We start from the raw sequence: 20,763 nt of genomic DNA on the forward strand, positions 1-20,763 counted from the left end.
CTCCCGGGCCCTCGGCCTGCGCCGCTCTCCGCGTTAGCGGATCGCTTCGCGGATGGTGCCTCCGCCGACGACGGTGTCGCCGTCGTAGAGGACGACGGCCTGGCCGGTGGCGACGGCGCGTTCCGGCTGGTCGAAGCGGACGAGGACGCGGCCGATGCTGAAGCCGTGCTCGTCGCGGAGGACTTCGGCGGTAGCCGGGACTTCCTTCGCCTTGTAGCGGGTCTTTACGGTGACGCGGACAGCTTCGGTCGGTTCGTCAAATGGGATCCAGTTGAAGTGGTCCGCGATGAGGGCACTGCTGTAGAGGGCCGGGCCGGTGGTGAGGATGACTTCGTTTTTCTCCATGTCCTTTCCGCAGACGTACATCGGCGCCGGAAGGGCGAGGCCGAGGCCCTTTCGCTGGCCGATGGTGTAGCGGATGATGCCCTTATGCTCGCCGAGGATATGCCCCTCGGTGTCGACGAACTTTCCGGGTGCGAAGTTTTTTCCGGTATAGTGCTCGATGAAGTCGCCGTAGTCACCGTTCACGACGAAGCAGATGTCCTGGGAGTCGTGCTTACGGGCGTTGATGAAGCCGTACTTCTCGGCGACCTCTCGAACCTCTTCCTTCGAGGCGAAGTTCCCGAGCGGAAACATGGTGTGCGCGAGCTGCTGCTGGGTCAGAAAGTAGAGCACATAGCTCTGATCCTTTGCGAGGTTTTTCGCCTTCTTGAGGAGCCAGCGTCCGGTCGCCGGGTCCTGCTCGATGCGGGCGTAGTGGCCGGTGACGATGACGTCGCAGCCAAGGGTCTCGGCGCGGTGATAGAGCTTCTCGTGCTTCATATAGCGGTTACAATCGATGCACGGATTCGGGGTGCCGCCCTCCTCGTAGGTCCGCACGAAGCGTTCGATGACCTGGCGGTCGAAGTCTTCGGTAAAGTTAAAGACATAGTACGGCATGCCGAGGCTCGTCGCGACCTGGCGGGCATCCTCGGTATCCTCGAGGGTACAGCAGGTATTTTCGCGACAGACATCGACGGTTTCATTATCATACAGCTTCATGGTAACACCGATGGCGTCGTAGCCGGCATCGCACATCAGCGCGGCTGCCACCGAGCTGTCGACACCGCCGCTCATCGCCACCAGGGCCTTTTTCTTTGCTTCACTCATATATTTACCTCTTAAATCCACTTTTCGCACCGGTTATCAGCACGCGGGCGCCGATGCGGGCAAACTCGCCGAGCATGCGGCGGAGCTCCTGCTGCTCCTCCTTCGGGAGCGAGGCGGCGACGCGGAGCATGTCGGCGATCAGGCGGGCCTTATCCTCGAAGAGCTCCGTGAAGGTATGGGCACCGCCGGACTGAAACGCATCAAACAGGGTCTCGATGAAGAGGATCCGCTGGTCAATGCTGAGTTCCTCGAGCCAGGTCCGCATGCCTCGTTCAGCCGCAAGGGAGGTCGCCGTCCGTTTCTCTGCTTCCACGAAATGATTTCCATAAACCTGCCAGCTGAGGGGATCATGCTGCATGATGCCCATGCCGGTCGCCTGCACCACATGGTGGTCGATGTCACTCGTCAGCAGGATGCCGATCAGGGAGTTCTCTGGAATCGTCGAGACGATCTTCGGCTGAATCTGCTGATACGCCGTCGATTCCGTGATTTCCGGGAGGAAGCCCGGGCCGTCATTCGTATAGATGCGGCAGATCTGCCGGCGTACCTCCGACGCACAGAAGGCGGAGGCGTAGACGGCGAAATTGCCGCCCTTCGAGTGTCCACCGACCATGAGGCGGAGACATTGTCCCCGGAAAAGCGCGTCGAGATAATGCACGGCGGACTGCTGCCCCGGCGTGCGGAGCTGGTACGAGAGGTTCATATCCTCCTTCCAGCCGACGATGGAATCATCGGTGCCGCGGTAGGCGACGTAGGCCGTTTCTCGTTCATCTCCCGGGAGCTGTATGCGCGCGTGCGCGGCGTCGCCGGCGCAGTCGAGGGCGATCGGCACCTCCCGCCCGAGCAGGAAGGTGATGGCCGAAAACTGTGCGTCCTTCGCTTCGTCGATGACATTCACATAATTTGCGAGGCGGAGGTTCTGGAAACGCCGACTCGCGACGAGATGATCCATCACGAAAGGGGCCATGTGATAGAAGGTCGTCTCGGCCTCGATCTCTTCGCGGGTATGACGCTGATAGAAGGCCGCATACGCTTCACGGAGCGAAATGCTCTCACCGCTGCCCGGTGGTGGCACGATCCCCTCGAAATCGGTATAGGCCAGCTCGCTCAGGATGAGGTTATCCACATCGTTAAAGGGGTCGATGCTGAAGGGCACATCGCCCCGCCAGTCCAGATATTCATTGATATTTGCCATCTTACACCTCCGGTCGCCTGCAGCGGCCGAAGCACCTCGAGGGTGCCCGGCACGCTGCAGGTGGATCGTTATGGTAACAGTTTAGGCAGGGGCCCCGGAGGGGCCCCCCCTGCCTGAACTGTTACTCGTTATGCTTCTGTATTTTCTGCGGAGCTCTCCGACTGGAGGTTCTGGCGGATCTTGATGCCGTTTACCTCGATGTCGTCCGCGATCGGGATGAGGAGGTACTCGCGGCCGTCAATCACACGTGTCTCGACGAGGCCGGCGTTCTCCGACTTCACATCGAGCTTCATCGTGAGGGACTTCACCACCAGGTTTTTCTGACTCTGCACATTTTCTGCGAGCAGCGGGGTCGTGTCGTCGCCGACCGCCTCATCATAGATGCGCTCGAACTGATGGAGCTGCTCGTCGTTTGCGCCGTTTCGGGCGAGGAGCTTCTTCATCTCGTTCTTATCGAGGGCGACCTGATCGTCGGTTTCCTTATCCTTCTTGTTCTCCTCGATCATCTCCTTCAGGTCTTCGTTGATGTTTCGGATGGTTTCGAAGGTGCAGTCGCCGGAGAGGGTCGTCTCGATGATCTCACGGAAGACGTTCTGCTGATCCTTCTCGGTGCGGCTGAGCTCGGTGCCGAGGACGTCGATGGCGATCTCCTCGTGGCGCTCCTCCGGGTGACGGGTGAAGTACAGTGCACTGTGGATGTCGGTGTTCCGGAAATTGTAGGCCGGGAAGAGGAAGGCCGTCTCCGGATTTTTCACGCCCCAGTCGTCGGTGCGGTTCCGGAAGGTCTGCTCTGCCTTATCGTAGCAGAGGCCGTCGTGCAGGAGCTCGACCGGGCAGATGGAGCAGAGAATGAAGCTGTAGACATACTCACTGTCGAGCTCGGCGCCGTCCTTCATCTTCATCGGGATGTCGTAGACGCCGTGGCTTAAGAGGATAAGGTACTTTCCTGGGAAGGTGTAGCTACCGATCACGCGGTCGAAGAACTGCTCGACGAGCGCGTCGTCCCGAAGATCGGACTGCTGGAGCTGGTACAGGAAGGCCTGGTGGCCGCCCTCGACCTCCTCGGCGTACGGAAACTCTACATTATATAAGTTGCGTCCGAACTTGCCGGACATAGAGCGCTTGAAGATCTCGCAGTACTTCGTCTGCTCTTCATCCGCGAGCTGGAGGAACATGTCGTGAAAGGTCGAAAGCTTCTCCTTCTCCTCGTTGACGTAGCAGGCGCGCATACGATCGATGCGGCAGTTCTGACGATTGAAACACTTCGTCTTGATCTCACTGACTGATTTTTTATCCATAATTCTCCTTTACTCCGAATCCGGACAGGAAGGGCGCCACTCACTTAGTTCAAAGTACAGAACCCAACCCAGGGTTCGTGGCGGCCATAACAGGCAAGCCTGTATGTCCTCCACGGACCCTGGGCCGGAACCTGTTCTTTGAATGCGCAATTTAGGCGCCCTTCCTGTCCGGATTCTCACTGAATATCCACTATTCAACAGAATCTTTTAGTATTTTGATTTCTTCCTGCCGGAGTTTCCGAAACTCTCCTGGTGCGAGGTCCGGGTCGAGTCGGAGGGCGCCCATCGTGATGCGGCGGAGGTAGAGGATTTCTTTTCCACCGGGGAGGGCCTTCACCATCTTTTTGATCTGGTGGAACTTGCCTTCCTGGATGGTGATTTCGACTTCGCTTACGAGTGTGTCGTCCGTGATGTCGGCGGGTTCTTCGGCGCCGATGAAGGCCGGGCCAGCGAGGCGGGTGCGGAGCAGGCGTTCACTCGTTGCGGTGAAGCCGAGCTCACGCCGGAGGGCGGCGACGGTTTTTCCGGTGCTGAGGACGCGGAGGGTGGCCGGGAGGGCAGTCAGCTTTTCGTCATAGCGGATGCCGCGGGTGAAGGCGCACTGGTCGTCTTCGGTGATGGTGCCGGTCACGATGGCGTAATAGGTTTTATCGATGTGGTTCTTCGGCACGAGGAGCTGGTGCGCGAGGGGGCCGTCGTTCGTGATGATGAGGAGGCCCTCGGTGTCCTTATCGAGGCGGCCGACCGGGAAGAGATCCTTCCGGACGCGCGCGTCCTCCGTGCTTCGGGCAATGCGGCCATCGGCATGCCCGTCCGCGGCGGATTCGGCTGCGGTCGCGGCGTGATGATCTGACGCAGAGGCATTAGCCGCGGATGCATCTGTCGATGCAGCGTCACGGATCAGGTCGACGACAGTGGTCTGTCGCCGGTCCTCGCTCGCGGACAGAACGCCCGCCGGCTTGTGAAGCATATAGTACTGCTGCTCGGCATAGCGGATCTCCGCGCCATCGAAGCAGATGCGGTCCTCGGCGGACACCTGCGCGCCCGGATCCTTCTCCACCGCGCCGTTCACCGTCACGAGAGACTTTCGGATGGCCTTTTTCAGATCACTGCGGGAGCCGACGCCCATATCCGCTAAAAATTTATCTAATCGCATAGGATTCCTCTTTCTCTACTTGTTTTCATAGTGTAGCATATCTCAGCGATTTCGTACTTGTCGTTTTTTTAAGCCGGATGAACATTTTGCTGTATTTTGATTCGTTACCGTTCCGTTCTCTCCGGGCCATCGAGCTGAATGATAACGAAATCCTTCATTATGCCTGTCGTATTCTTTTATAGATCGCATACTGTCGCTTGAGTTCCTGTGCTTCATCCTGCTCGAAGGACAGTCCCTTCGCTTCGAGGATTCTTTCTATGGCCTGGGCCGGGTCCATCGTATGATAGGGTAAGAAGACGTTTCGTAATTCCTGCGGCTTCACGATTCTGTAAATCTGCGATGAACTGAAGTCATATGCGAGCGCAAAATATCGATAAACATATCCGATCCAGTACATTTCGTTTCGCGTATACTTCACGGAGCCATAGCTTGAAACGCCATATTCTTCGTTCAGCAGATCCAGAATATCATTCGGCTGAACATTCGTCTCCAGAATCGAAGTATTATCGAGTTGCTTTGCAACTTTGCTGTTCATAAAACGGCGTATAAATATCGGCGAGCTGGAGAGGATTCTTTCAACCGAATTCTCAAACACGCTTGCCTGAAGGACACACAGAATATATCCATCATTGTCGACTTTTTTCATCCTAACCTCCTTCTGGAATCTTCGCTGGAAGCGCTTGTGACTACTGCACGCAGGAAGCATTGTCCGCTCAGACCAGAATTTCATCGATGTACAGCCCCTGACCACGATACTGCTTCCGGGCCAGCTTGACTTTATCGTCCCCCAGCTTCGTTTCGTCGCTCCGAAGCTTTTTGAAATACGCTCTTTCATTTGCGGATATATAACAGCGCTCGATCAGACGGGTCTTCGCCACGGCCTGCTCACTTGTCAGGATATACTGCATCCCCAGGTTCGTCGCTGCGAGACAATGCTTACACTGCTCGTCGGTCAGTTCACCATTTATAAAGGCGTTGATAATCTGAAACATGCGGTTGTCTGCGATGGGTGCGATGATATAATCACATGCTCTTGACTTCTCTATCAGTTTTTGAATCGTCGGATGATCCCTGTACGCATCCAGAGAGCCACGATAATACGCAATCGTCATCATCCACTCCTGATCGACAGCGTATTTCCTGCATTTTAGATTTGAAACGTCAAAATTCAGAAAGTATACGGATGACTGAACGAAGCCGGAGACGAAGGAAAGCGCCTGCTCATAACTTTCCCCTGCATAAAACCCCTGTCCGAAGTCATTATTCTTTCGACCACGGGTAAGATCGATGGCACCGTGGATTTCACTTTTTGCACCATGAAACAACAGCTTCTGATGCGTCGCCAGCTCATCCCGCCAGAGCATTTCCTTCAGCTTATTTATTCTGATTTTCTTCTGAAACGCATAGGCGTAGACACTCTCCAGAAGCTTCGCTGAGGGCGTGGTTTTCCCTAACTCGCTTCGAGAAATCGTCACCTGTTCTACATCGATTATTTCGGCCAGTTCGCTCTGTGAAAGTCCGAGTATTTCCCGTATGGCCATCAAATCACTGGAAAAATTATAGTCCATATGTCTCACCTCAACTTGTTTATAACATATTACTTAAATAAGTTCAATCTGGTGATGATCAACAATCATGTAAGCGTTCAGGTGAGGTGTTTTCTTCATCCCGGTTGATTTTCAAAAATACCAAAATACAAATTGTGATTGAAAAATTCTGATATTCGGCGTAGAATATATATATTATGCGGCTGTAGTACATCGGTAGTACGCTGGCTTCCCAAGCCAGATAGGCGGGTCCGACTCCCGTCAGCCGCTTTTTTTGTTGCCTGGAAATCGTCCGGCATGCCATGTGCCACTTTTCGATGTTCAGAAATCACCTGGAAATCATCGAAGAGCCAACGAGGGAAACAGCGGAAAAATGGTGATGAAAAAGACGCTTGTCTGACCAGATTATCCAATCCGGTCAGGCAAACGTCTCTTTTGATTTCTGGTATTTATGTTTCCGCGACAGGGCTTTCTGCAACACTGCTCTCGGCTACAGGTGCCAGGGCTGCTTCCGAGGCTGCGACCGGTGCCGCGTCGGTAGCGGCCACCGCTTCCGTAGCCGGAGCGGCCTCGGTCGGCTGTGGTCGGAAGGCGCTGTACTGCTTGCCGTTTCCGCCGGCGACAGCAGCCTGCCGGAACTGGATGAGCTCAGACACCGTCACCATCTGGTAGCCCTGCTGATTCAGCCATGGAATCACCGTGTCACAGGCCTGCGAGGTGGCATCATACAGCTCATGCATGAGGACGATGTCTCCATCCTTGATGCTTCCCTGGATGGCATCGATCGTGGACTGTGCGTTTTTCGTCTTCCAGTCGAGCGTATCGATCGACCAGAAGATCATCGGCATCGTAAGGGTACTCTTCACATCCTCGGATGTAATGCCGCCCGGAAGGCGGGCAAGGGTCGGCGTGACGCCGGTCAGCTCCTGGACCTTCTGATTCGTTTTATCAAATTCACTGCGGATATAGTCGACGCCCTTCTTCGACAGCTTCTCATCATGATCCCAGCTGTGGTTTCCGACCTCGTGGCCGTCTGCCACCATGCGCTTCACTTCATCCGGATCCTTATCGATGCGTTCACCGACGACGAAGAAGGTACCGCGGCCGTTATTGGCTTCGAGGACATCCATCAGATGGTTTCCGACGGACGACTTCGGACCGTCATCCCAGGTGAGCGCCACCATCGGCTTCGTGATGTCGAGATAGCGGCCGTTCGAGAGGACATGGGTCGGGTCGGCGATGTCGGTACCGGTCGTGGATGCACTTCCTGTTTCGCCATTCGCCAGATTCGTACTGATGCCATCCCCGAGTGCACTCGCATCACTGGCAGCATCACCCGGTGTGTTCGCTGTGACGGCGTCGCTCATCGCGGCACCGGTGCTTTCCGTCACATCGATACTACTGTGATCCCGCTGGATGTCGATATCCTGCATGGCGTTGACAGCATTCTGACGACTGGTCTCGATGTAGTTCGCGATGTAGGAAAGTCCCTTAAAGCCCAGGAAGCAGATGAGAATCAGTGTGATCAGCACGAAGGCTCTCGCCTGATATGCCCGCTTCCGTGCCGCCTTCCGGCGACGCGCCAGCGCCCGCTGCCTGCGGTAGTACTCCTTCTCAGCTTCCGTCAGCACACGGCGACGGCCGTGCGCAGTGCTCATAGAAGCGCTTCGGGGCTGGGCGGAACGTGAAGAGGAGACGCTGCTCCGATACCGCGTAGGTGTACTGCTTCGACTCTGCGCCGAACGCGAAGAGGACGTACCACGTCCGCTTCCTCGATTCCCGCCACTGCTTTCAGATCTGCCAGTGGAGCGATATGCACCAGCATCATAGGCAGCAGAAACAGGTCGCCGTCCATTCGAACTGCGACCCGTCTGATTTCTATTCAGATTTTGAGTCATTCCCCTCGCCATGCGACAGTACACCTGCTCCCTGCACGAAAATCGTCACCTGATGCATTCATTTTACCACAGAATGTCCCGTATAATTATTAATTCGTCTTAACCTTTTGGAACGGAAGTGCCCGAATAATATAACTTCATTTTCTATGTCATGAAATCTCGCTGCTACCTGTTTCTTCTATGGATCAAAATGCCCCGTATGCCTCGACAAATTCCTTAAATCTCGGCAGGGCAAAGGAAATCTTTCCATACTGACTGACATCGATGATGCCGTGATCCTTTAAGCGTCTGCGGTACTGGTTGAATTTATTGCCATCCATCTCTGCCTGCAGGGCAATGTCTTTCGTTTTTCCACCTTCATTCCCCGCGATGCTCATGACCACCTTTCGATCCATATCGGACAGATCCATCCAGAGCCGGTGATAGGACGCATCCGCCAGCTGCGCATCGAACTTGTTCAGCAGACTTCGCGTCGGAAAATCCCCCGGTTCATTCCAGTAGAGGTAGCCCAACACCTGAAAGGCATACGAATATCCCTTCGTCATCGAGGCCATAGCGCCCGCCTGCTTATCCGAAATATCAAATATTCTCTGATATGTCTGCGCCATCGCTACGATATTCAGCGGCTCCATCGTAATCTTCGGTGTTCGATACAGAAACGTTAAATTCGGAACATTTTTCAGCTTCTCGATTTCTTCAAATAAACCAGTGCCGATAAAATAAATTGGTCGGTTATTCGTGATAAACATCTGAAGCGCACTGGAAAACTTCCGCATCTGAGGTGTATCCGTGATCTCATCGATGGCCACCAGAATACTCATCTTTTTCTTTTCGAACAGCTCGAGCAGTCCATCAATTTCGGCATTTACACTCTGCTCCGTACTCTTCATACTGATATTGAGATGGGAGGTCCCAAATGTGATGGTGGATTCTTTCGCCTTCCCACCGGCAGTTTTCAAGGTTTTCAGAAGCGTATCCAGGATATCATCCAGCGGACTGATCTTGATCACCATCCAGTGATCCAGTTCTTTGATGCGCTCACAAATCGCCGTCATGGTTACCGTTTTACCACTTCCACGCACACCCGTGATCATATAGTTCTGAATCGTTACCGGCTCACAGGTAAAGGTTTCAACTACCTGATCGATGACACTGCTTCGCACGATATATTCCGGTGGGATACGCCCAAACGATAAACTGAATGGATTCTTAGCGCGACTCATCCTCATGCTCCTTTCGTTTCTTCACAGCGGACATTCTGATTTCATTTCTGTATTTCCAAAACCGTTTTACATCTTTTTACAAACTTTTACATCTTTCGCTTTGTTTTATAAGTTTTTACATCCTTTTACATCTCTGGATTCATTTTACATCCTTTTACATCATTTTACAAGTTTTCATATTATAAAGGCTCCGACAGTATCCATATTATACAGAATCCAGTTCTCATATTATAAAGAATCCAACCGTTTCCTTGATGAAGAGAACCCGACACCGTCGATGCTTCATTCTGCATCCACTGCGTCGGGTTTATTTTGGCTCAGATTTTTCCGTTTCTGTTCTTTGATGGCGAAGTTTTTCTGTCCTTCGTAAACTTCCGTGTGTTCGTAGCTTTCACGACTGACTTCGAGCTTTCAGATTGCGCGGGTGCTGCTTTTTTATTCTTCTCTGGATTTGCAGATTTCGTGACTTTTCTCGACTTCGAAGATTGTGCGGATACCGTTTTCTCGATTTTTGAAGACTTCACCGTTTTCGTAGACTTCACTGCCTTCGCCGGTTTCTTCCGAACGGAGTAGCCGAAGCTGCCGAGCTTCTCGCCGAGGGACATGTAGTCTCCGTGACTGTAGGCGACGAGCCCTACCTGATCCATATGAAAGGCACCCTTTTCATCGATGTAGCGGTCATCGACATCGACCGCAACGACCTCTGCGAGGAACATGTCATGCGTACCGAGTGGGAGCACCTGTGTCACCTTACACTCGATGGAGACCGGTGCCTCCTCGATGGTCGGCGCAGCGACGACACTCGCCTGACCTTCATGCAGATTCATTTCTTTCCACTTATCGACCTGATCGAGGCTTCGGACGCCACAGTAATCGTGTGCACGCACGAGCTCCTCACTCGGAAGGTTGATGACGAACTCGCCGCTCTCTACCAGCATCGGATAGCTCGCCCGGCTTTTTCGCACGGAGATATAGGCCATCGGCGGGTCGGAACAGATCGTGCCGGTCCACGCAATCGTGATGATGTTCGACTTCCCGGACGCATCCCGGAGGCTCACCATCACCGCCGGCACCGGATATATGAAATTACCTGGTTTCTGAAATGTGATTTTACTCATAAAACTCCTGCTGTTCATCTGTTATGTTCTTTTTCAGCGCACTTGCGCTGATTCATCTGATTTTCAGTATACTATTCGAAAGGTGACTTTTCATCTTAAATATCGCGACGCACTGTAGTAAACTGTTTATCCGGGTAACGCCACACAAAAACCGTGGGAAGCATTGTCGAAACGTATTTAAAAAGTTATAATAGCGCGTTGTAGGAAGACCATGGAGAGATGCCGGATCAGCGGCGGTTCCATTCACTATAGTATAGTAATAAGGGAGATTGATTATGAAAAAGAGATTTATGACCGTGGCTATGCTGGCTGCTTCCATGCTGGTGCTGAACGCCTGTGGCTCAGGCAATGCGGAAGCTGTGACAACGGCGGCGGTCACCAGTGCAGCAGCGGAAACCACTACAGCGACCGAGGAAACCACCACAGCAGCAGAAACCGCGGTAGCGGAGGAAACAACGACCGCTGTGGAAGAAACCACTGCTGCAGCGGAGGAGTCAAAGGACGAGAAGGAAAGCGCCGAGGCGGAGTCGAAGGACGAGAAGGCCGTAAAGGATGAGACAAAGGCAGACGAGAAGAACGAAGCCGCTGCACAGGACGCGAAGGCGGAGGAAACCACCGCTGCTGAGACGAAGGCGGCTTCCACCGGTGCCGCACCAGCGGATATCTACAGTAAGCTCACCAGCTACCTGCCGAGCATGGTCAGCTTCGATGACAGCTATATCTCAAACTACTACGGCATCGACGCCTCTCAGCTCGACGGCTATGTCTTCGCTGCCGCCGAGGATGTCACTCAGGCCGATACCGTCGTGATCTTAAAGGCGAAGGATGCATCCAGTGTCAGCACGCTGTCGAGCCAGCTCGCGACCGTAAAGCAGCAGAAGGAGGCGGAGCTTCAGGACTACAACCCGACCGCTTACCAGGTGGCTGCTGCCGGCTTCGTAAAGACCTCCGGCAACTACGTTTATCTCATCATGTCCGGAAACGCATCCCAGATCGATCAGGTGATCTCCGCAAACGTAGGCTGATCCACAGCTTTTCGCCTGACAGCACACGAAAACGAATAAACCCTCGGGCCACACTGCCCGAAGCTTCACGAAGAAGCCGAACCCATAACACACAGGGCTGTCACAGAAGCGCAGGCCGCCGGTATCGGACCCATCCGATGTCGCTGCCGCGTCCCTGTGGCAGCCTTTTTCAGTTACCACCCAGTTCAGTGACCCCAGATGCCGGCTATGGACGCGCAGTGCTCCAAAGCCGACGAAATTCAGGCCGGCTCCCCTCCCTGCACGGTCACTTTTTTCAGGAGACATTTTATGGTTTTCAGCAGTATCCCGTTTCTTTTTTACTTCCTGCCGCTCTGCCTGATCCTCTACTATCTGGTACCGTTCCGCTGGAAGAACTATGTCCTGCTCGCATTTTCCCTGCTCTTCTACGCCTGGGGCGAGCCGGTCTATATCCTGCTCATGATTTTCGAGACCCTGTCCGACTACACGCTCGGCCGTGTAATGGACCGCGCGGATCAGCGTCCGGCCATCCGCCGGCTCTGTCTTCTGCTGTCGGTGCTCATCGACCTCGGCTGTCTCGGTTTCTTCAAGTACGCCGATTTCCTGGTGGAGACGGTCAATGCCCTCGCCGGTACTACCATCACGCCGCTCCACCTCGGTCTCCCGATCGGCATCAGCTTCTTCACCTTCCAGACCATGAGCTACACCATCGACCTCTATAAGCGTGAGGTGGCGGTCGAGAAAAATTACTTCTACTACCTCACCTACGTGTCGATGTTCCCGCAGCTCATCGCCGGCCCGATCGTCCGCTTCTCCACCGTCAACGAGAAGCTGCACGCGCGCGCCATCACCTTCGACGGCTTCGTCGACGGCGGTCTCCGCTTCCTGCAGGGCCTCTTCAAGAAGGTCCTCCTCGCGAACACCATCGGTGCCGTCTGGGAGCTCATCAAGTCGAGTGCCTTCACGATGGGCCCGGCAGCTGCGTCGGCCGATGCTTCGGTCCAGGGCATCGTCACCTCTCTGCAGACCGTGCTCGGTCCGGGGGCGACGATCTCGGTGCTCGGTGCCTGGCTCGGCGGCCTCTGCTTCACGCTCCAGCTCTACTTCGACTTCAGCGCCTACAGTGACATGGCGATCGGTATGGGCCGCATGCTCGGCTTCCACTACCTCGAGAACTTCAACTATCCGCTCTCCTCTGTCTCCGTCACCGATTTCTGGCGTCGCTGGCATATCTCGCTCAGCACCTGGTTCCGTGATTATGTCTACATCCCGCTCGGCGGCAATCGCCACGGAAAGTGGAAGCAGCTTCGGAACATGTTCGTCGTCTGGTTCCTGACCGGACTCTGGCATGGTGCCGCCTGGAACTTCGTGCTCTGGGGCCTCTACTACGGTGTCCTCCTCGCGTTCGAAAAGGATGTCTGGGGAAGCGCCCTTCGGAAGCTTCCACGCATTCTCCAGCACCTCTACGCGATCCTGATCGTCATCTTCGGCTTCATCATCTTCGTGTTCGATGATATGACGCAGCTCGGACAGTACATCCGGATCATGTTCGGCATGGCCGGTGTACCGCTCGTGAACAGCACACTTCTCTGGTATCTCCGGAACAATTTCGCGACCCTCATCGTCGGCTGCATCCTCGCCTTCCCGGTCTACCCGTGGCTCCGCGCGAAGCTGCAGAAGCGCATCGACCTCTGCGCCGGCGCTACGTGCCACGCTGAAGAGACAGCGTTTGCGGAGAACCATCCAAGTGACGCCGGAAGCATTGTACATGGAAATGCAAACGGAGATGTCACTGCAAAGAGCCATACGAGTAGCGCCAAATGCATTGACCATACAAACACAGGTGGAAGCATCGTAGCGGCACATCGTATCGTAACCCTCAGCACCGTGCTGACCGCGCTCGGCTACCTCGTACTTTTCCTGCTCACGACCGCGTACCTCGTGAACGACAGCTACAACCCGTTCCTGTATTTCCGTTTCTAAGAGAGCGGACCCACCGCTGCTGTGTCATCAAACATCGATCCGATTTTCCAGCCGTCCTGTCGACTGGAAAACAGACGAGCATTTATCATCGATTAAAAGGAGGAAATCATGGATCACAGCGCATCGCTTGCCACTTTTCCGATCAGGCGTCTGCGGCGCCGGGCCGAGGTCCTCACCGTAGGTATCATCACCGCCTTCATCCTCTGCTTCAGCGTATGGTGTCTCGTGGCACCGAAGCAGACCTTTTCAGAGAACGAGAACCGCGCCCTTGCGAGCTGGCCGGTCTACAGCTTTGACACCCTGAAGGACGGCTCCTACATGAGCGGCATTCAGACCTATCTCTCCGACCACTTCCCGCTCCGGGATCCCTTCATGACCCTGAAGACGAAGTATGAGATGCTGACCGGCCGGGAGGAGATCAACGACATCTACCTCGCGAAGGATGGCTACTACATCGAAGCCTACAAGACGCCGAAGCAGCAGAAAAAGATCATCACGCAGTTCCAGAAGCTGCAGGATGCCATCACGACCGGCGCGAAAGAAAACGTCCGTGTGATGCTCGTCCCGACCGCCATCAGCACCTACAACGCGAAGCTCCCGAACTGCGCACCGGACCGGGGCGTGCTTCGGCAGGTCGACACCATGAACGAGATCTACGCAGCGCTGCCGAACATGCAGAAGGTCGACGCCTGGAGTGCACTGCAGGCCGCGGCGGCGCAGGAAGAGACCGCCCGTACCCTCGCCTCGGGTGATGCAGACGGCGCACAGCCGGTGACCGACGCGGGGGATACCGACCGCACACGGGCCTCGGGTGATGCAGACGGCGCGCAGCCGGTGGCCGAGGCGGAGGATACCGGCTGCGATACTTCCGCTATGGACGGCCTCTACTACCATACGGACCACCACTGGACGACCCACGGAGCCTACGTCGGCTATCAGGCCTACTGCAGCGCCGCCGGGCTCTCCCCGATCCCGGAAGCAGACTTTCAGAAGACCTGCGTAACGACAGACTTCCATGGCACGATCTTCTCGAAGCTCCATGACAGCACGGTGCCGGGCGACGCGATCACGCTGTACGAAAATCCGGCAAACCAGCTGACGGTAAGCTATCCGGATACCGGCGAGGTGACGGACACGCTGTACAACCGCGACTATCTCGCGCAGAAGGACAAGTACTCGATGTTCCTTAGTAATCTGCATCCACTCGTCGAGATCACGAACGCGAGCGCGGATTCGGACCGCCAGCTCGTCCTCATCAAGGACAGCTACGCGAACTCCATGGTACCGTTCCTCGTGCATCACTATCAAAAGATCTATGTCTTCGATACACGCTACTACCGCTTCGGACCGTCTTCGTTCATCAACGAGCACCCGGAGGTGACGGACGTGCTGCTGCTCTACAACATGAACACCATCGACACGGATCTCGGCGTCGGAGGAATCTTCTAAGGGCGCTTGCTTTCAGCTTCATTTCAGCATATAGTGTATCTGTGCTGCATCCCGCTGCATATGCGGGGGATGGAAGCACAGATATTTTTTACACAAAATGCGCAGTGCACTGCGCTTAAAAAGAAAAGGCGGCGGGCTTCGCCGCCATCGAAGAAAGGGCATGTTTATGAAAAAGAGTTTCAGAAAAAGGGCCGCTGCACTTCTGACCGCAGCGATGGTATCCTCTACCGGCTTCTCTGCACTGGCAGAAGTCGGCCCGATGGCAGGTCCGACCGTTCCGACGACGGCGGCGACCAGTACCGTCACGGGCAGCAGTGCTGTACCGACCACGACACAGACGGTCACACAGGCAGCCGAAGCGAGCGCACAGACCACGGCCAACGGTCTCCCGCTGCAGGAGGATCAGCGCGTGCTCGATTTCTATCAGGATTCCGTCATCATCGGTGATTCCGTCGCCGATGGCTTCAAGCTGTTCGCACAGGGCAATAAAACGAATCCGCTCATGGCTGAGCTTCAGTTCCTGACCGCCTCCCGCTATAATCTGATCAATGCACTGATCCCAGAGGAGCAGGATAAGACGATCGCACATCCGATCTACAAGGGCCAGTTCCTGAATGTATGGAACTCCATCAAGCTCATGAACGCGAAGCACATCTATATGTTCTTCGGCTTCAACGACCTCGGCGACCGTACCGATAAGATCGTAAACCGCTATGTACAGCTCATCCACCAGATTCAGGCGGTCAATCCGGAGGTCGACTTCACGATCATCAGTACGACCTACATCTATCCGGGCTATACGAAGAGCTTCCCGGGTGTGAAGAGCTGGGCCTTCGATAATCCGACCGTCCGCAGGCTGAACACCGAGATGCAGAAGCTCGCACAGCAGAACGGCTGGGGCTACATGAACATCGCCGATGCGCTCTCGGATGGCCAGGGTAACCTGAATCCGAACTTCTGCACCGATCAGATGATCCATCAGAACGCCGCCGCGTATGTCGTATGGGCACAGTGCTTCCGCGACTACGCTGCAAGTAAAAATTTTAATCATTAAAAAGAACCGGTCCCTTGCGGGACCGGTTCTTTTTGGTTCAGGCTATAGAACCTATGAAGAAAAATGAGATGTGTGAATCGGGTTTATCCCTTGACACCACCTGTGGTAACACCACCAACGATGTACTTCGAGAGGATGAGGTACACGATGATGACCGGGAAGATCGAGAAGGCGATCATGACATAGACCTGGCCCATATCGAACTTCAGGAAGTCTGCGGAACGAAGCTGAGCGATCAGGATCGGCAGGGTCTTCTTCGTGTCGGTATGAAGGATCAGGGCCGGCTGGAAGTAGTTGTTCCAGCTGCTGACGAAGGTGAAGATCGCCTGCACGGCGATGGCCGGCTTCATCAGCGGAAGCACGATGGTGTTAAAGATGCGGAACTCGCCGGCGCCGTCGATGCGGGCCGCCTCGACGAGGGACATCGGAAGTACCGAGTCCATATACTGCTTCATATAGAAAAAGGTGACCGGTGCAGCGATCGACGGAACGATCAGCGGGATGAAGCTGTCCATCAGCTTCAGCTTCGTCACGAACTGGATGAAGCCGAGCGCTGTGACCTGCGTCGGGATCATCATGATCATCAGGATGAAGGTGAACATGAACTTCTTGAGCTTGAAGTTATATGCGTGGATCGCATAGGCGGTCATGGTCGAGAAGTAGGTGCAGAGCACCGCACTTAAGCCGGCGACGATGAAGCTGTTGCCCATGCCGCATACCACCGGAAGGGTACCATTCAGCAGGTTCTGCCAGTTCGTCAAGAGGTAGCTGCTCGGGATCGGCGTGAAGCCGCGGGTCAGCTCTGCGTTCGAACGGGTCGCATTGATAAACAGGATGTAGAACCAGATGAGGCACAGGAAGGACAGGAGGATCAGTACGAGATACGAGATAAATCGTCTGGCATGGATGTTCATTCCATGGCTTTGCTTCATTTCTGTCATAGCGCTGCCTCCTTAGTTTACTTCGCTGCTGGAAGATGTCTTATAGACGATCATACTCAGCACACCGGTGATGATGAAGAGAAGAACGGAAAGGGCACCGCCCATGCCGAAGTTCTTACTGTACAGATGCTTGTTGAGCCACATGATCATGGTCATCGTACTACGTGCCGGGTCACCGCTTCCGTTCGTCAGGATCTGCGGTACATCGAACATCTGGATACCACCGATGAGGGAGGTGATGAGCACGTACACGAGAATCGGTCGAAGCAGCGGCAGGGTGATACGGAAGAAGATCTGCGTCGAGCTCGCGCCATCGACCTGCGCCGCCTCGAAGAGTGCGGTATCGATGCCCATCATGCCGGCCATCAGGAGGATGGTCGTATTACCGAACCACATGATATAGTTCATGGCACCGACGAGGGATCTCGTCGCCGTCGTACTACTCAGGAAGGTAAACGGCTTACTGAGGATGCCAAGCTGCATCAGAATCGAGTTGACTGGTCCGGAATCGGAGAACAGGGTGAAGAACAGCATCGCGAATGCACTCGCCATGATCAGATTCGGAAGATAGATCACAGTCTTAAAGAAGCGCTGGCCGCGAAGGCGAAGCGAGGGATCCGTAAACCAGGCACCGAGGAGGAGCGAGGTGATGATCTGCGGCAGGAAACCGATGATCCACATGATCATGGTGTTGCCGGCGTACTTCCAGAGATCTGCGTTCGACAGGATCTTCAGGTAGTTTCCGAGACCGATGAAGTTCGGCCCGATCTGCTTTAAGCCCGAGCGATAGTTCTCGAAGAAGCTGTTGTAGATCGTCGTTACGAGTGGCACGAACTGGAACAAAAGATAGACAACGATAAACGGGATCAGAAAATAGTAACCCCAGCGGTTGTACTGTACAACCTTACTCTGTTTTTTCTTCATAATCTGCAGCCTTTCTGAATTTTGAAGGTAAAAATGCCCACCCGGCCTCTCCACCGGGCGGGCATTTATGTCGATTAGTGTGAAAGCTCCGGATACTTCTCCTCAACTGCTGTGTAGAAGAGGTTCAGTGCGTCCTCGTAGGAAGCATTGCCATCGAAGTAGTTCTTCATCGCCTTCTGGAACTCCTCGTTGCAGCCCTGATCGTAGTTGGTCATGTTGGAAAGGTCGATCTTATCTGCACCTGCACAGAAGAGTGCGAGCGGGTTCTGTCCACCCAGTACCTTGAATGCGAAGGAATCATCCTTTGCAGCGGCATCCATCGCCGGCTTGTTGTTTACGAAATCACTATCCTTCTTTACGATGTCGGTCATGATCTGCTCGTTGGTGGTGAGCTGTCTCATAATGTCGGCAACGAGTGTCGGGTTATCGGTTCCCTTCGCTGCACAGATCCATGTGCCGCCCCAGTAGAAGCCCTGCGGTCCTTCAACAGCACCCCAGCCGCCCTGGTTTGCGATCGATCCATCTGTATCTGCAGCCATCGAGAAGTTGATGAGCCATGCCGGTCCGAAGTAGCAGAATACCTTACCATCCGGATAGAAGCCCTTGCTCCAGTCATCGGACCAGAGCTCGTAGGTCTTGGTCTCGCCTGCATCAACGAGTGCCTTGGAATCGTCTACCCAGTTCTTGATGTTGTCATCGATGGTGATCTTGCCATCCGTTACCCACGGAGTGGTGACGTTGTTCGAGTATACACGGTAGGAGTCATTGACCGAAGATGTGATGGTATAGCCGCCATCCTTCATCTTCTTCGCCGTCTCGTTAAAGCTAGCCCAGTCCTTCACCGCAGCCTGTACATCTGCAGGATCATCGGAGCCGAGCACATCCTTCGCCGCCTGACGGTTGTAGATCAGCACGCCCGGGCAGCCCTGCCATGAAACACCACGGAGATTGCCATCGCCGTCGGTCACAACGTCCTTCGTGTACTGATACTGATTCTTAAGCTCATCCTCTGTGAGGCCGAGATCCTTGACCGGAACGGTAACCTCAACATCAGAATCTACATACTTCTTTGCATAATCGGCCTCGACAAGGAAGAGGTCTACCTTGCTGTCCGCAGACGCGTTCTCATTTTCCGGAAGTACGGTATCGAGATTGTTCTGGTATGCGTTATCAGTGGACGGTGTGATGGTCCACTTCACGGTCACATCACCGATCTTACCGGTCGTACCATCGACGGCCTCATATCCTGGATAGTGGTCGGTCAGTCTGGACTTGAACTCCTCGTTCCAGCACTGGATATTGAGCACCTTACCCTCATCAGAAGCTGCCTCGGTCGCCGCCTCGGTGGCTACCTCGGTCGCTGCTGCGGTGGTCTCTGCCTTCGTCTCTGCCGGTGCAGCGGTCGTCGCTGCAGGCTGTGATGATCCACAGGCTGCCAGTGATGCAACGGTCATCGTCGCAACAGTCGTCATACTAAGCCAACGTTTCACATTCTTTTTCATTATTGAGTCCTCCCTCAAAAAGATTCTTATTATGTAAAGTATCCTTCGATACTTCATGTACATTCTTACGTGCCTGTATTTCGTCTGATCCGTCCAATGCTTCCGGCGGAAGATCATCCCGCGTCTTCACGTTTCTTCAGCGCTGTCCTATGCTTCTTCCCGAAGATCCTTTACGCTGTGCCCCGGCAGGAGCTTGCCTCTGATCATGATCTGCTCTGCGGTACAGCTGTCCTTCTCTTCGATCTCCTCGACGAGCTTCCGTGCGGACTGATGACCGATACCGGTGGAGTCCTGGAAGTAGGTCGTGAGCTTCGGGCGAATCACCTGGGAAAGATTGATGCCATCATAGCCGGTGATGCTGATGTCCTCCGGAATCCGAAGCCCCATCTTCTCAAGCTCGGTCAGCGCTCCGAGCGCTGCGTAATCATCCGGACACATCAGGATGGTCGGTGGCTCTGGAAGTGCCATGAGCTCACGCACCGCCTCCGCGGTCCTCATCACATCATGGAAGGCTCCGGCCTTCTCGTACATCGGATTCAGCTCGACACCGAACTCCTTCAGTGCTCTCCGGAATCCATTCAGTCGCTTCTTCGTAACCATGGTCATCTCACCATGGATGAGACCGATTCTGCGATGTCCCATCTCCAGCACGTACTTCGTCAGCTCGTACTGACCTTCGAGGTTGTCGGACATCACCGCACTCTTATCATTAAACGGATAATCGATGGTGACGGTCGGGATCTCGCTCTTTACGAGCTCAACCACCTGCGGGGAGGTGAAATCCACACTGGCGATCAGGACACCATCACAGTTTCTGTAGCGTGCATGCTCCAAGAAGCTGGCCTTCGTGCCGGCGATGGTGTCGGATATGAAGGTCACATCGTAGCCGAGCTTTTCGAAGGTTTCCTTCGCGCTGTTCAGAATCGCTGCGAAGTACTCATGGGTGAGTCCTGAGTTTGTTGCATCTACAAACAGGACACCGATATTATGAGAACGATTGGTTTTTAACTGTCGGGCTGCTATATTAGGAAGATAGTGCATTTCCTTCGCTGCGGCCCGGATCCGTTCAGCGGTCTGTGGATTGATATCGGAATATCCATTCAGTGCCTTACTGACGGTCGCCGGCGAAACCCCCAGCGCTTTCGAAATGTCTTTAATCGTTACCATAATACTGATTCATCTTTCCTTTCGGATGCTCCTGGTCGAAATTACTTTTCTTTCGTTTCACTTCTCGAATTTGTCATCCGAAATCCTTTTCGTATTTTCATTCTAAATCGATTTCGTCTTCTTGTAAACAGCTAGTATTTCACAGATATTTAAAT

Annotated in this window: 17 protein-coding genes, 1 tRNA gene and 1 pseudogene; 5 read left to right on the top strand and 14 right to left on the bottom strand. The window is 54.4% G+C overall.

The features are described from left to right. Positions 1-33 precede the first annotated feature (33 nt). The 7 genes and pseudogenes from mnmA to ACTQ52_RS00210 form a co-directional block, all read right to left on the bottom strand. Positions 34-1,149, bottom strand: coding sequence for a tRNA 2-thiouridine(34) synthase MnmA (gene mnmA, locus ACTQ52_RS00180; RefSeq protein ID WP_410042861.1), 1,116 nt, complete (start codon positions 1,147-1,149; stop codon positions 34-36). 4 nt (positions 1,150-1,153) lie between these two features. Further along, positions 1,154-2,344, bottom strand: coding sequence for an Mbeg1-like protein (locus ACTQ52_RS00185; RefSeq protein ID WP_441981430.1), 1,191 nt, complete (start codon positions 2,342-2,344; stop codon positions 1,154-1,156). Between the two features lie 128 nt (positions 2,345-2,472). Next, entirely contained in the window at positions 2,473-3,642 is a 1,170-nt protein-coding gene (locus ACTQ52_RS00190; RefSeq protein ID WP_441981431.1) for a DUF4317 domain-containing protein, read from the bottom strand. A gap of 190 nt (positions 3,643-3,832) precedes the next feature. Beyond that, positions 3,833-4,678 (bottom strand): pseudouridine synthase, encoded by an 846-nt coding sequence (locus tag ACTQ52_RS00195; RefSeq protein ID WP_441981565.1) that lies wholly within the window; start codon positions 4,676-4,678, stop codon positions 3,833-3,835. Positions 4,679-4,717: 39 nt separating this feature from the next. Continuing rightward, positions 4,718-4,798: pseudogene (locus tag ACTQ52_RS00200) on the bottom strand (S4 domain-containing protein); the annotation flags it as partial. A 157-nt stretch (positions 4,799-4,955) separates the two neighbouring features. After that, entirely contained in the window at positions 4,956-5,444 is a 489-nt protein-coding gene (locus tag ACTQ52_RS00205) for an antitoxin (RefSeq protein WP_441981432.1), read from the bottom strand. A gap of 67 nt (positions 5,445-5,511) precedes the next feature. Then, positions 5,512-6,366, bottom strand: coding sequence for a DUF3990 domain-containing protein (locus ACTQ52_RS00210; RefSeq protein WP_441981433.1), 855 nt, complete (start codon positions 6,364-6,366; stop codon positions 5,512-5,514). A 178-nt stretch (positions 6,367-6,544) separates the two neighbouring features. Between ACTQ52_RS00210 and ACTQ52_RS00215 the strand changes: the two genes are divergently transcribed. Further along, positions 6,545-6,615 (top strand) — tRNA-Gly (locus ACTQ52_RS00215). 179 nt (positions 6,616-6,794) lie between these two features. Here ACTQ52_RS00215 and ACTQ52_RS00220 read toward each other — a convergent pair. The 3 genes from ACTQ52_RS00220 to ACTQ52_RS00230 form a co-directional block, all read right to left on the bottom strand. After that, positions 6,795-8,003, bottom strand: coding sequence for a polysaccharide deacetylase family protein (locus ACTQ52_RS00220; RefSeq protein WP_441226517.1), 1,209 nt, complete (start codon positions 8,001-8,003; stop codon positions 6,795-6,797). Positions 8,004-8,428: 425 nt separating this feature from the next. Then, the gene (locus tag ACTQ52_RS00225) at positions 8,429-9,466 is read right to left on the bottom strand and encodes an ATP-binding protein (protein ID WP_441981434.1); all 1,038 of its coding nucleotides are present in this window, start codon (positions 9,464-9,466) and stop codon (positions 8,429-8,431) included. 317 nt (positions 9,467-9,783) lie between these two features. Next, positions 9,784-10,584 (bottom strand): flavin reductase family protein, encoded by an 801-nt coding sequence (locus ACTQ52_RS00230; RefSeq protein WP_441981435.1) that lies wholly within the window; start codon positions 10,582-10,584, stop codon positions 9,784-9,786. A gap of 275 nt (positions 10,585-10,859) precedes the next feature. On the opposite strand from ACTQ52_RS00230, the gene ACTQ52_RS00235 reads away from it, so the two are divergent. The 4 genes from ACTQ52_RS00235 to ACTQ52_RS00250 all read left to right on the top strand — a co-directional run bounded on the left by ACTQ52_RS00235 (position 10,860) and on the right by ACTQ52_RS00250 (position 16,074). After that, positions 10,860-11,609, top strand: a complete 750-nt coding sequence (locus ACTQ52_RS00235) for a DUF4358 domain-containing protein (RefSeq protein ID WP_441226520.1) — start codon at positions 10,860-10,862, stop codon at positions 11,607-11,609. A gap of 288 nt (positions 11,610-11,897) precedes the next feature. After that, positions 11,898-13,571, top strand: a complete 1,674-nt coding sequence (locus ACTQ52_RS00240; RefSeq protein WP_441981436.1) for an MBOAT family O-acyltransferase — start codon at positions 11,898-11,900, stop codon at positions 13,569-13,571. 108 nt (positions 13,572-13,679) lie between these two features. Next, complete coding sequence (locus ACTQ52_RS00245; protein WP_441981437.1) at positions 13,680-15,020, top strand: DHHW family protein; 1,341 nt, start codon at positions 13,680-13,682, stop codon at positions 15,018-15,020. A 166-nt stretch (positions 15,021-15,186) separates the two neighbouring features. Beyond that, positions 15,187-16,074: a GDSL-type esterase/lipase family protein gene (locus ACTQ52_RS00250; protein ID WP_410042851.1), complete on the top strand. Its 888-nt coding sequence runs from the start codon at positions 15,187-15,189 to the stop codon at positions 16,072-16,074. Between the two features lie 83 nt (positions 16,075-16,157). On the opposite strand, the gene ACTQ52_RS00255 is transcribed toward ACTQ52_RS00250, so the two are convergent. The 4 genes from ACTQ52_RS00255 to ACTQ52_RS00270 all read right to left on the bottom strand — a co-directional run bounded on the left by ACTQ52_RS00255 (position 16,158) and on the right by ACTQ52_RS00270 (position 20,608). Beyond that, on the bottom strand, positions 16,158-17,015 hold the full coding sequence (locus ACTQ52_RS00255; RefSeq protein ID WP_410042850.1) for a carbohydrate ABC transporter permease: 858 nt from the start codon (positions 17,013-17,015) through the stop codon (positions 16,158-16,160). A gap of 12 nt (positions 17,016-17,027) precedes the next feature. Continuing rightward, the gene (locus tag ACTQ52_RS00260) at positions 17,028-17,939 is read right to left on the bottom strand and encodes a carbohydrate ABC transporter permease (RefSeq protein ID WP_441226523.1); all 912 of its coding nucleotides are present in this window, start codon (positions 17,937-17,939) and stop codon (positions 17,028-17,030) included. A 74-nt stretch (positions 17,940-18,013) separates the two neighbouring features. After that, on the bottom strand, positions 18,014-19,441 hold the full coding sequence (locus ACTQ52_RS00265) for a carbohydrate ABC transporter substrate-binding protein (protein ID WP_441981438.1): 1,428 nt from the start codon (positions 19,439-19,441) through the stop codon (positions 18,014-18,016). A gap of 147 nt (positions 19,442-19,588) precedes the next feature. Next, positions 19,589-20,608 (bottom strand): LacI family DNA-binding transcriptional regulator, encoded by a 1,020-nt coding sequence (locus ACTQ52_RS00270; RefSeq protein WP_441981439.1) that lies wholly within the window; start codon positions 20,606-20,608, stop codon positions 19,589-19,591. Positions 20,609-20,763: the final 155 nt, after the last annotated feature.

The sequence above is a fragment of the Oribacterium sp. Sow4_G1_1 genome (assembly GCF_052116105.1).
GTDB lineage: Bacteria > Bacillota > Clostridia > Lachnospirales > Lachnospiraceae > Oribacterium.